Origin of the sequence: Mucilaginibacter endophyticus (assembly GCF_003351025.1) — a bacterium.
Classification (GTDB): Bacteria; Bacteroidota; Bacteroidia; order Sphingobacteriales; family Sphingobacteriaceae; genus Mucilaginibacter; species Mucilaginibacter endophyticus.
The window spans coordinates 159,250-171,257 of record NZ_QPCG01000002.1 but is presented as its reverse complement, the minus strand read 5'-3'; the positions used below and the strand labels follow the sequence as shown (position 1 = coordinate 171,257).

Annotated in this window: 12 protein-coding genes; all 12 read left to right on the top strand. The window is 35.1% G+C overall.

Going from position 1 to position 12,008, the window contains the following annotated elements; translation table 11 throughout:
* Positions 1-82 precede the first annotated feature (82 nt).
* The 12 genes from DUL71_RS08260 (at position 83) to DUL71_RS08205 (ending at position 11,943) form a co-directional block, all read left to right on the top strand.
* Positions 83-1,597 carry an oligosaccharide flippase family protein gene (locus DUL71_RS08260; RefSeq protein WP_114937663.1) on the top strand — a complete coding sequence of 505 codons (1,515 nt, stop codon included), beginning with the start codon at positions 83-85 and terminating at the stop codon, positions 1,595-1,597.
* Positions 1,598-1,631: 34 nt separating this feature from the next.
* Entirely contained in the window at positions 1,632-2,582 is a 951-nt protein-coding gene (locus DUL71_RS08255; RefSeq protein WP_114937662.1) for a glycosyltransferase family 2 protein, read from the top strand.
* A 51-nt stretch (positions 2,583-2,633) separates the two neighbouring features.
* A complete protein-coding gene (locus DUL71_RS08250) occupies positions 2,634-3,188 on the top strand; it encodes an acyltransferase (RefSeq protein ID WP_114938497.1) in 555 nt (184 codons plus the stop codon).
* Between the two features lie 22 nt (positions 3,189-3,210).
* A complete protein-coding gene (locus DUL71_RS08245; protein ID WP_161964397.1) occupies positions 3,211-4,056 on the top strand; it encodes a glycosyltransferase family 8 protein in 846 nt (281 codons plus the stop codon).
* A 24-nt stretch (positions 4,057-4,080) separates the two neighbouring features.
* A complete protein-coding gene (locus DUL71_RS08240) occupies positions 4,081-4,995 on the top strand; it encodes a glycosyltransferase family protein (RefSeq protein ID WP_114937660.1) in 915 nt (304 codons plus the stop codon).
* Between the two features lie 23 nt (positions 4,996-5,018).
* Positions 5,019-5,645 carry an acyltransferase gene (locus DUL71_RS32660; RefSeq protein ID WP_114937659.1) on the top strand — a complete coding sequence of 209 codons (627 nt, stop codon included), beginning with the start codon at positions 5,019-5,021 and terminating at the stop codon, positions 5,643-5,645.
* A gap of 1 nt (position 5,646) precedes the next feature.
* Complete coding sequence (locus tag DUL71_RS08230) at positions 5,647-6,570, top strand: NAD-dependent epimerase/dehydratase family protein (RefSeq protein ID WP_161964396.1); 924 nt, start codon at positions 5,647-5,649, stop codon at positions 6,568-6,570.
* Complete coding sequence (locus DUL71_RS08225) at positions 6,563-7,750, top strand: glycosyltransferase (RefSeq protein WP_114937657.1); 1,188 nt, start codon at positions 6,563-6,565, stop codon at positions 7,748-7,750. The genes DUL71_RS08230 and DUL71_RS08225 overlap by 8 nt, the downstream gene beginning before the upstream one ends.
* 69 nt (positions 7,751-7,819) lie before the next feature.
* A complete protein-coding gene (locus DUL71_RS08220) occupies positions 7,820-8,599 on the top strand; it encodes a glycosyltransferase family 2 protein (RefSeq protein ID WP_114937656.1) in 780 nt (259 codons plus the stop codon).
* A 373-nt stretch (positions 8,600-8,972) separates the two neighbouring features.
* Complete coding sequence (locus DUL71_RS08215) at positions 8,973-9,776, top strand: O-antigen ligase family protein (RefSeq protein ID WP_161964395.1); 804 nt, start codon at positions 8,973-8,975, stop codon at positions 9,774-9,776.
* A gap of 15 nt (positions 9,777-9,791) precedes the next feature.
* The gene (locus tag DUL71_RS08210) at positions 9,792-10,826 is read left to right on the top strand and encodes a glycosyltransferase (protein ID WP_114937654.1); all 1,035 of its coding nucleotides are present in this window, start codon (positions 9,792-9,794) and stop codon (positions 10,824-10,826) included.
* A 202-nt stretch (positions 10,827-11,028) separates the two neighbouring features.
* Positions 11,029-11,943, top strand: a complete 915-nt coding sequence (locus DUL71_RS08205; protein WP_114937653.1) for a glycosyltransferase family 2 protein — start codon at positions 11,029-11,031, stop codon at positions 11,941-11,943.
* The last annotated feature ends 65 nt before the right edge of the window (positions 11,944-12,008 follow it).

Below are 12,008 nucleotides of genomic sequence, written 5' to 3'. Positions count from 1 at the left end.
AACAAAAAATAAATATCGCATCTGGACCCATAAATTCAGATTTAAGTATAAGCCTCTTACTAAGCTTTACCAAACAATACATATGAGCAGAACTAAATCGGCTTTTTTCGGGGCATTATCATCACAGTTTTATACGATTATATCTGTACTTGTTAGTATTTTTTCTGTACCTATTATAATTAGTCACTTAAGTTCGGAAGTTTATGGCCTATCAATAATTATATTTCAAATCACTGCTTATTTAGGGATGTTTGATTTTGGACTAATTGCAGGAGTTGAAAGATACCTGGCAGGCACAAGAGAAGACTCTGAAGAAAACAGGGAAATAATAAAAAAAATCATATCAACTGCCGTAATTGTTTATGGCATAATTGCAGTTATTATTATGCTAAGCGGGAATATATTTGCGCCTTTTGCCGCGAAACTATTTAATGCACCTGCTAAATACACCAATACTGTTCACCAGATTGTTTCAGTTTTATCTATTTTGTTAGGATTTCAATTAATATTGAGAGCTCTTACTGCTATTTTTTTTGCGCACCAGCGACAAACTTTATTCAATACCTTATCATTCATATTGAATTTTGCAAACACAGTATTAACTGTAATTTTTGTTTGTTTAGGATATGACCTGTGGAGCTTTGTTTACAGCCAGGTTATTGTGTTTCTTTTAAGCTCTATTTTGAATATTTACCAGTTAAGAAAACACTATCCATATATCCGTATTAATATCCGGCAATTTGACCTTGCCTTAGTTAAGGATATGTTTTCTTATGGATTTTCACTATTTCTGGTTGGCATTGCTGTACAGGTGATATTTCAAACAGACAGGATAATTATAGGCACATTTGTGTCATTGACAGCGGTATCAGTATATTCATTTACCACTAAACTGCCAGAACTTTCTTCGCAAGTAATATGGAAGATTTCCGACAACTCTTTTCCCGCATTGGTTGAGCTATCAAAGCAAAAAAACTCGGGGGGAGCTTTGAAAAATACCCATGATAGGATTATGCAATTGACCCTATCTTTTACAACCACAATTTTTTGGATTTTGATATTGACTTCTTTTCCTTTTATAAAATTATGGGTGGGCAATGAATATTATGCCGGTATGTCATTTACGGCTTCGGTAGCGTATTTATACCTGATACAGCTTACTTTCATACACGTTACTTCGGTGTGCTTAAACGGCGTTGGGGTTGCAAGAAGCATTTCTGTCATGGCTTTAATTGAAGCCGCGATAAATCTTAGCCTTTCCATTTTTCTGGTTAAAAAATATGGACTGAACGGCGTAATAATTGGGACTATTGTAGGGGGGGTATTAACTTCATTTTGGTATATCCCATACCTTTCGGTTAAGTATTTAGGTGGCACTGCCCTGTCCTATTTAAAAACTTTATTGAAACCGATATTGCTCTGCTCTGCTTTTGATGGTCTTTTGTATTATCTGCTTAAACAGAAATTCTACGTTATAAACAGCTGGCTGCTTTTAATTTTATACACACTATTAATATCAATCTTATTTCTGATACCAGTGGTGTTAATAAACAAATCCTTGTTTAGGGATTTAATGAAAAAGATTTTTGCTAAATAACAACTATTGAACTGATGTTTGATAATTAATTACGATGGAACTGATTTCAATTTTAATGCCTGCATATAACGCAGGAAAATATATAGAAGCTTCGATATTATCGGTATTAAAGCAAAGCTACACTGATTGGGAACTAATAATTATCAATGACGGATCGACTGATAACACCAAAGAGATAGTAGAAAGATACAGTAAAGAAGATTCAAGGATCAAACTGATCAATCAGGTTAACCAAAAAATGGCAGCTGCGCGGAACAACGGAATAAAAAACTCAAAAGGTGCCTGGATTGCCTTTTTAGATTCTGATGACCTTTGGGAACCAGAAAAATTAAGCCTGCAGATCCAGGCAAGTAAGGAATATCCTACAGCGGGGGTTATTTATTCAGATGGGTTTATTTTCAATGATCATGAGCAATTCAATAACTTAATGCCTTATCCAACATTTACAGGTAGGTTATTATCTCATGATATTATGTATCAAATGCAATACCAGCAAAACTACATTCCTGTTTTGTCGGTAATTGTTAAACGATCTTTGGTAGACACTATAGGCCCTCAAAATGAAGAACGAGTTTTTTCGGGTTGTGAGGATTGGGATTATTGGTTAAGAATAGCCAGAGTTGGAGCTGATTTCTACGGACTACCGCAAAAACTCTTTTATTACCGAAGACATGAAACCAATGTTTCTAAAAATAGTGTAAACATGCTCTTAGCCCAGTTAGCTGTATTTACAAAAAACTACGAACCCGGGCTAATTAATTCGGGAGATCTATCTAACGCATTGAAGAAAGTATTTTTCCCATTAATTAACAACCTGATCAAGTTACGTAGATTTGACGACGCTTATTTTGCAATTAAAGAAACTGATGAAATATTACCATCAATAACATTTAAAACAATTAAATTTCTTATAAAATCATTTGGCAGATTGGCCCATATCCCAGTAGCAATCATTGGTAGATTGGAAAGCCTGCAATTAAAATAAAGAACTTTGTGAACAAACTCATAGACAATATTCAGTTTGGTTGTTAAACCTATGTATCGTTATTTAAAAAACATACTGCGAAAATTATTTTCGGTAAAAAGTTACCGGCTTTTTCCCCAAAGCGATACTATCAATATCGCCCCTACCCTTATTATGGGCAAAAACGTGAACATTAACGCGGCTTATCCCGATGTTAACATAAATATTGGCGACAACGTAATTTTTAAGGAATTCTGCTCAGTTTTAGTTTTTAGTAAGGCGAAGCTTACCATAGGGAATAACATATTTTTTAATAACTACTGCTCTATAAACTGTTTGGATCAGATTACAATAGGTGACAACACAATTATCGGGGAGTCGGTGAAAATGTATGACCATAACCACGCCTATGAGAAAAGCCCTATAGTAAAAACACACCCAAGTGAGTATACATTGGGTGCCATAACTATCGGTAAAGATTGCTGGATAGGGAGTAACGTTACTATTTTAAAAGGGGTAACTATTGGCGACAATGTAATAATTGGAGCCAACTGCTTAATTTACAAATCAATTCCTTCAAACAGTATCGTTAAAGCCTTGGCATCGGTAGAAATTAATACGTTTTAATAACAACGATAATCGAATTTTTTTGAAAAAGACATTAAATATTATATTCACTATAGATCAGGCTTACATACAGCACTTTACGGTAGCTCTGATCTCAGTTTGTGAAAACAATCCCGATTTGAATTTAAATATATTTGTTATTCATGATTTAGAAGATTTAACATTGATAAACGAAATACAAGCATTTTTTAAAGCTAAGTACAACCTTCTGATCAGTTTATTGTCACTTGAAAGCTCTTCATTTAATAATTATACTTTAACACATCATGTATCAAAGGCTACGTATTTCAGATTGATGATTGCTGAAATAATGCCGAAGAATATCAAAACTGCTTTATTCCTTGACTCAGATCTTTTAGTATTAGGGTCGCTCAGAGCATTGGTTGAATTTGATCTGGAAGGAAACTACCTTTCAGCTGTAGAAGATCTTGTTGATATCGAAAGCCTTCATCGGATGAACAGGCTTGGAATTCCTGCAAAAAGATATTTCAATGCAGGTGTAATGTATATTAACCTTGAAAAGTGGCAATCAGATAAAGTATCTGTAGGGTTGATTGCTACTGCCAAAGAATATATGGAGAGACTTTTATGGTGGGATCAAGATGTTTTAAATATATTTTTCTACAACAAATGGAAACCATTGTCGCCAACATTTAATGAAAAACATCTTACTAAACGCCTAAAAGATAAGCCGGTAGTGGTTCACTTTGCAGGAACATCAAAGCCCTGGTTGTACTTAAATAATCATCCATATAAAAAAGAATATTGGCATTATTTAAGATTATCACCTTTTAAAGATTACCGATATAAAGACTTCTCTTTAAAAAACTTGATTAAACGAATAGTGTTCTTTTATAAACCTCAATAATTATTGGTATTTATATAATTAATAATGGCATTTAAAATCCCCATACTCTTACTAACTTTTACAAGGTTGGATACTTCTATCAGGGTATTTGAGCGCATAAAAGAACAAAAACCTAAATACCTGTTTATAGCATCCGACGGTCCGAGAGCCAACAATGACCAGGATGTTTCAAAGATTAATGCAGTAAAAGAATATATTTTGAATGGAATAGATTGGGATTGTGAGGTAAAAACGTTGTTCAGAGAACACAACATGGGTTGTGGCCTTGCCGTATCAAGTGGCATTAGCTGGTTTTTTGAACAGGTTGAATATGGCATCATTTTAGAAGATGATTGTTTACCTCATCCCGATTTCTTTTCATTTTGCGAAGAAAATCTGGAATATTATAAAAACGATGACCATGTTTGGGCCATCAGCGGCACCAACCTCCAGGGCGGGCATAAAAGAGGCCATAATTCATATTACTTTTCAAACTACGGCGGCATATGGGGATGGGCCACATGGTCAAGGGCCTGGAAAAGCTACGATTATCACATGAAAGATTTAGATAAAATGCTTGATAAAAACTTCCTAAATAAAATATTCAAGGATAAAAAACAGCAAGTTTTTTGGGCAAAAACCTTAGCAAAGGCAAAAAACATTGACACCTGGGATTATCAATGGCATTACAATACGTGGTTATACAACGGTATTAGCATAGTGCCAAATGTTAATTTGATCGATAATATCGGTTTTGGTAACGCCGGCACGCATACAATGAACAAACCACTTTGGTATGACAGATTAACCTTAGGCACTAATGCATTAGGCTACATCAAGCACCCTGCAAATATTATGGTAGATGAGCAAGCGGATAATTTTTTATTTGAAAATTGCTATAAACCCGCATCAGTCATATCCAGGGTTAAAAGCAAGATATCAAAACTTTTTAAAAATTAATTCCTGTCTATAGCTTTTCTATTATGTTTTTTAAAATAGTCGATTATTTAAAACAGGTCAAAAAGAATAAAAAGATCGGGGCCCTTAAACGATTTATCGATGCGGGTAATTCTCATTTCTTAGGAAACTTTAACCTTACATTAAATTATCCGCAGTCTGAAAAAAAGTATCTTATTGTAGGAGATGACTGCATGTTAGATTGTGATGTAATATTCGAAAGCTCGGATGGCAATGTTTCAATAGGTAATAGATGTTATATTGGATGCTCTAAAATCATTTGCCGCTCTTCCGTATCGTTCGGAGATGATGTATTTGTTGCATGGGGATCATACTTTTACGATCACGATTCACACGCTGTTGATTATCGGGAGCGTGAAAACGACATAAAAACACAATTAGAAGATTACAGGGCAGGGCGCAACTTTATAGAAAATAAAAACTGGTCGGTTGTAAATACGAAGCCAATCAAGATTTCCTCTAATGCCTGGATCGGCATGAACTGTATTATCTTAAAAGGGGTGACTATCGGCGAAGGCGCAATCGTAGGTGCAGGGAGCGTAGTTACAAAAGATGTACCTCCGTGGACAATTGTTGGCGGAAATCCAGCTAAAGTCATCAAAGAAATCCCAATTGATTTACGAAAATCTTAAAATGAAAAAAGTTTTAATAACTGGTGCTTACGGTTTTTTAGGCAGATATACCGCAAAAGCTTTTAAAGATGCCGGCTACCGCGTAAGTGGTATAGGACACGGCAAATGGCATAAGTACGAATATAGTGAATGGGGTATTGATGATTGGTTTGAATCAACCATAACATTTGAAGCTTTGATGAATATCAACCAGGCTTTTGATGTGATAGTTCACTGCGGCGGCAGTGGATCCGTGGCCTTCTCCTATCAAAACCCGTTCGAAGATTTCCAAAAAAGCGTTCAGAGTACTTTAGCGTTGCTGGAATATATAAGGCTGCAAGGTAAGCCATGTCATTTTATTTACCCATCAAGCCCTGCAGTACAAGGTGATGTTGGCGATAAAAAGATAAAAGAAGATGATCCGTCAGACCCTGTTTCACCATATGGCTTTCACAAAAAAGCTGCAGAAGAATTATGCTTCTCCTATAGTAAAAACTTTGATTTGAAAGTTTCGATAATCCGGTATTTTTCTATTTACGGAGTAGGATTGCAAAAACAATTGCTATGGGACGCATGCATGAAAGTAAAAAATTCCACCGGCGAAGTAACATTTTTTGGCACGGGAGAGGAAACTCGCGATTGGTTATATGTTACAGATGCATCTGCCTTGATATTAGCGATAGCTACTCATGAAAACAGAAAAACAAGTATCATAAATGGTGGTTCTGGTATCAGAACTACCGTTGCAGATACCATAAATATGTTGGTAAAAGCCTATAATAAACAGATAGTTATCAATTTTAATCAAAGTATAAAAACTGGAGATCCCCGATTTTATCACGCTGATATTTCAAAGGCATTAAACCTTGGATGGTTACCGGGTGTTGATGTAAAAGAAGGTATTTCACAGTATGTAAATTATTTTAAAAAGTTGCAGAATGATTAGAGTTGGGATTATCATGTATTTTTCAAAGGAGTATAAAGGGGGAATAAATTACCTCAAAAATTTACTTTACGCGAGTCATAGTGAAGCTCCTGGTTATATTCATTATACGTTTTTTGTCCCATCAGACCTTGACCAGGATATAATTGATGCCTTCCTCCCCTACGCTCAAGTTATTAAAACCAACGTATTAAAGCGAAAGTCGATGCCCTGGTATATTGATAAAGTATCTGACAAACTTTTTAAAAAAAACTTGCTCTTAATAAATCTATTGAAGAAATATAAAATAGAAATTGTATCGCATTCTAATTTCTTCAGTAGGTTTGGTAAGCTTAAAATTGTAAGTTGGATACCTGACTTCCAACTTTATCACTTTCCCGATCTATGGTCTGCGAGTGAAAGAAACTGGATGATCAACTTGAATAAAAAAGTTGTGAAATACAGCGATCGAATAATCCTGAGCAGCAATGACTCGCTTAAGGATTATATCAAATTTGCGTCGGAAGATATAAGTAAGGTTAAGGTTATGCAATTTGTTTCTCAACCAAGTTCTTTATCAGAAACCGAATTTATAGCGACTCAAAAACGTATTCAATCCAAATACCAAATTGAAGGCGATTTTCTATATCTGCCCAATCAATTTTGGAGCCATAAAAACCATATGGTGGTTTTTAAAGCCATCAACCTGCTTAAAAATCGCGGTCTTAACCCTTTACTGGTAACAACGGGGCACATGGTAGACTATCGTGGCAACGATGGCAATATTAAAATGATACGCGATTTTATCGAAGTAAATGATCTTTCGAAAAACATCTTACTACTGGGGTTAATACCCTATGCCGAAGTATTAGTTTTAATGAAAACATGTACCGCTTTGATCAACCCTTCTTTATTTGAAGGTTGGAGTTCAACAGTGGAAGAGGCAAAAAGCATCGGAAAAAAAATACTCGTATCTGATATTCCAATTCACAGGGAACAGGATCCGGAAACTGGTATCTATTTTGACCCGCGGAATGAATCTGCCCTTGCAGATATAATAGAAAATGTATTAAGCCAAGTAGAAAATAAAGTTTCAAATAATTTCTTAACTGACGAAGAGGTACAGAATAACCTGGCCACAAGAACAAAGTTATTTGCTCAGAAGTATCATCAAATTATCACAGAGTTGTATAACGAACGTTAACATTAAGGAAATATGATAAAGGTGGCGGCGGTTAAAAGCCTGCCATCTAAATAATATTGGGGACAGAACATGCAATCGGAAAAGAAACCTTTAATAACGGTCATCACAGCAACGTATAATTCTCTTGACATTATAGAAAGATGTATTAACAGCGTACTAAGTCAGACTTATAAAAACGTTGAGCACGTAATTGTTGACGGCGCCTCAAAAGATGGCACTGTTGATATTTTAAAAAAATACAGCAGCGAAACAACAAAGTGGATATCAGAGCCGGATACCGGGGTATATGATGCATGGAATAAAGGTATCGATTTGTCTAAAGGAGATTGGATTCTCTTTATAGGTGCCGACGATGCTTTATACGAGGACGCCATCGAAAATTACGTTGAGTATTTGAATAACAATGATAACACATACGATTTTGTTTCATCCAGAATACATATTACAAATAGTAAAAATAAAGTAATACGAACATTGGGGTGGGCATGGGATTGGAGGTCATCAAGAAAGCGAAATAACATAGCTCACCCCGGCTCTTTTCACTCAAAATCGCTTTTTGCTAAATATGGTAAATATAACACAGAGTATGGAATAGTGGGTGACTATGAATTGCTATTGAGGGGACGCGACGAAATGAAAGCTGGATTTATGGATAAAGTAACTGTCAGGATGGAAGTGGGCGGAATCAGTGACAGCTATAGGGTGTACTTAGAAACTTATAAGGCAATTACCCGAACCGGGAAGCTCAACAAAATAGTTGCAGGTCTTGATATTCTAAAAGAATATAGTAAATTTTTGATCCGCAGGGCTTTCCGGTCTGTTGGGATTAATATTGCTTTGAAGAAATAACAAAATGAAAATCAAATTAGAAGATTTCAACGATGGACTTTTTTGCTTTTGTTTGCTATCAATATTTTTTCCAGTTAAAATCTACCCTTTAGTATTTTTATTTGCTTCGTTGTCGTTCTTTTTTGAACGGAAAATGATCATTAAAAAGGCTTGGGTAGTTTATCTGATTTTATATAGTACATATGCAATAATATCTTTTGTTGTGTCGGGTAATTATGACGAGCTCAGGTTGACAAACTTTTACAAAATATTTGTCAACTTTATTTTTCTAATATCCAGTATTAACTGGTTGTACAATAAAGAAACAGACAAGTTGATAAGGTATGTAGATAATGTACTTCATTTTACATTTTTTCTGGTATTCATTCAATTAATGCTTTACCATAAGCAAAGCAATTTCCAATATTTAGCTGGCGCAAAAAGCTCTGGTGAAGGAACTGATATCTATAATAACACTTTATATTTTTGGGGACTGGATAATAAAAATTTATTTGGAGCAAGGATAGTAACAATAGGTTTTCCTTATATTTTAATTGGTGCCGCCCGTTTTAACCGAATTTCCCTTTCAAGGATTTTGTTAGTAATTATCCTTGCATATATTTCCATGTCCAGAACTCCAATTTTTGCGCTGATTTCAGGGGTTGCTTACATTATTTGGAAAATGCCGGGGAGATATATAAAACTTTCTTTTTTTGTATTAATTGCTTTAATCACGCCATTCGTTTTAAACAGTGTTTTAAGAATAGATAGTATAACCAGTAGCAGTGATGGTATGGGGTTGAGATTAATTTATTGGGCCGCCTTTTTTGTAAATTTTGATAAAATATCGATCTGGGGCGAAGGCTTTTTGTCTTCTGATAAATTTTTGGATAAGTATGCCCTAATTTATATGGGCGAACCCAATATTCATAATACCTTCCTGAACAACTATCTTGATTTTGGAATATTAGGGCTGTCGTTTTATGTTTTATTTTTGATTACCCTCTTTAGGTATGGTAAAAGCCTTTTCAATAACAGGGCATATTGGGTTACCGCATTTATCCCCTTACTTGCCACTATGATGGTCTTATTCCCTGGCTACGATAACGACATTATTGTATACCTTATTTTGATTTTTATTATAGGTCAATTAAAATCCTTTAATTATAACAAATGCACATATAGCATGAGTTTATAAGGAAAACTGTTAATCATGAGAATTGCATTTATATTAAGCACTTGCGAGCCATCCGGGCCGTTTATTGTTGCAAAAGACATTATAAACAACATAGTTGGCGAACACGATGTAACTATTTATTATCTGAAAGAATCTGTAGCTAAATTAGATTTTAAGGCCCCCATCCATAAAGTGGACCTGTTTACAAAAACCGACTTTTCGGGCTACGATGTTGTTCATTCACATGGTTTTTTAGGCGATTTTTATAGTTTCTTTAACAGAAAAACGATAAAAAAGCGCATCGCTACTTTACATCAGGAAATTAGACCTGTATACTCGTTTCGTTATAATCAATTCATAGGTATTGCTACCGAAAAAGTATGGTTTCAATTTATCAAGAAAGCAAATTGTATTGTTACTTTATCCAAATTGATGGCAGATACTTATAAGCGTGCACTTCCCAAAAGCAATATCAATTTTGTACATAATGGTACAAGCCCCAATCCATCTGCGCTTGTCTTTAACGAAGAGGTAGATGCCCTTAATAAGCTAAAGCAGCAGTATAAAATAATTGGGGTGTCTTCAAGATTGGTTTATGGAAAAGGCATCGATCAGCTTATCCAGGCCTTAGCAATTGACGAAGAAAGGAAGTTTGGCTTGCTTTTAATTGGGGATGGAGACAAAAGGCTCGAGTTAATGGATCTGGCAAAAAAGTTAAACGTAAACGATAGGTGTCTATTTTTGGGCTACAAGCCAAACGCTATCGATTATTTTAAATATTTCGACTTGTATGGCATGACTTCAATGTCGGAAGGCTTTGGTTTATGTGTTATTGAGGCTGCCTCGCAAAAAATACCTGTTGTATGTTCAGATTTACCTGTATTTCGAGAGCTATTTGACAGTGATGAAGTTATGACTTATCAACTCGGAAACATCAATTCATTGTTAGCTACTCTCGTTGAAACGGACAGAAATAAAGAAGTACTGGCGAAAAAAATTCACTCAAAATATTCAAAGTGTTATACAGCGCAAATCATGGCTGCAAACTATATAAAACTCTATAATAGATAAATTATGGTGCATATGCCTACTTCAAAGCTTTTTATATCATTCAGGTTATCCAAAATCAATATATTAAATTAATACTCCTAAGAAAAATAGCCACAAGATTATGGCTTAAATCTTTTTAATTCTATTAACAACTATCTTTTTACTCACATATTATTGACGATACAGTTGTTCTCAATTTCTAACTCCCTCAACAAAAAACTCCATGAACTATAAAGTTGCCTTATTAATCCCAACATTAAATGCCGGCTCATCTTGGCTTGAGGCGCTTGAAAGTATAAAAAGTCAAACATACAATCTATCAAATAAGATAATAATAGACTCCGGTTCAAAAGACAATACAATTAATCTTTCAAATCAATACGGATTTAAAGTAAAGGAAATTAATAAATCTGAATTTAATCATGGTAAAACCCGCCAGCAACTTGTTGAGCTCTCCGAAGATGCCGATATCTGCATTTTCTTAACACAGGATGCTATATTAGCCTCGCCCGACAGTATATCAAATATTGTTAATGCTTTTGATGATCCCCAGGTAGGCATGGCATATGGCAGACAGCTTCCTCATAAAAATGCGCAAACGTTGGAAAGCCATGCACGTTTATATAATTACCCGGCCATATCACATATAAGATCATCTGAAGATATTACACAAATGGGGTTTAAAGTGTTTTTTTGTTCCAATTCTTTCGCCGCGTACAGGCGGAACGCTCTTTTAGCAATCGGTGGTTTCCCAACAGATTCTATTATGGGCGAGGACGCAATTGTTGCCGCCAGGATGTTAACAGCCGGATACAAAAAAGCCTATGTAGCAGATGCCACTGTTTACCACTCTCATACTTATACCCTTGTGCAAGAATTTAGGAGGTACTTTGATACACGGGTTTTTCACGAACAAAATAAGTGGCTGATCCGTGATTTTGGCAAGCCCACGGGCGAAGGCTTCAAATTCATGAGATCTGAATTAAAATATGTTTTAAAACATAAAAAGAGCATCATCCTAAATTCTGTCTTTTCTTTGGGGGCAAAATGGCTGGGGTATAAAAGCGGTAAATTCTATAAAAAATTGCCAAAACAGATTTTAAAACGCTTCTCCATGCATTCATTTTACTGGAAATAAATTAAAAGTCATTGTTTTAAGTTTATCAGTCAGCGCCACATTTTTCGGGGTAGCATGTTTTAAAA

What these genes read in the sequence shown, in the direction of transcription:
- DUL71_RS08230 (WP_161964396.1), top strand. Translation starts at nt 5,647, where the DNA reads ATGAAAAAAGTTTTAATAACTGGTGCTTACGGTTTTTTAGGCAGATAT.
- DUL71_RS08250 (WP_114938497.1), top strand. Translation starts at nt 2,634, where the DNA reads ATGTATCGTTATTTAAAAAACATACTGCGAAAATTATTTTCGGTAAAA.
- DUL71_RS08215 (WP_161964395.1), top strand. Translation starts at nt 8,973, where the DNA reads ATGCTTTACCATAAGCAAAGCAATTTCCAATATTTAGCTGGCGCAAAA.
- DUL71_RS08220 (WP_114937656.1), top strand. Translation starts at nt 7,820, where the DNA reads ATGCAATCGGAAAAGAAACCTTTAATAACGGTCATCACAGCAACGTAT.
- DUL71_RS08255 (WP_114937662.1), top strand. Translation starts at nt 1,632, where the DNA reads ATGGAACTGATTTCAATTTTAATGCCTGCATATAACGCAGGAAAATAT.
- DUL71_RS08225 (WP_114937657.1), top strand. Translation starts at nt 6,563, where the DNA reads ATGATTAGAGTTGGGATTATCATGTATTTTTCAAAGGAGTATAAAGGG.
- DUL71_RS08260 (WP_114937663.1), top strand. Translation starts at nt 83, where the DNA reads ATGAGCAGAACTAAATCGGCTTTTTTCGGGGCATTATCATCACAGTTT.
- DUL71_RS08210 (WP_114937654.1), top strand. Translation starts at nt 9,792, where the DNA reads ATGAGAATTGCATTTATATTAAGCACTTGCGAGCCATCCGGGCCGTTT.
- DUL71_RS08240 (WP_114937660.1), top strand. Translation starts at nt 4,081, where the DNA reads ATGGCATTTAAAATCCCCATACTCTTACTAACTTTTACAAGGTTGGAT.
- DUL71_RS32660 (WP_114937659.1), top strand. Translation starts at nt 5,019, where the DNA reads ATGTTTTTTAAAATAGTCGATTATTTAAAACAGGTCAAAAAGAATAAA.
- DUL71_RS08205 (WP_114937653.1), top strand. Translation starts at nt 11,029, where the DNA reads ATGAACTATAAAGTTGCCTTATTAATCCCAACATTAAATGCCGGCTCA.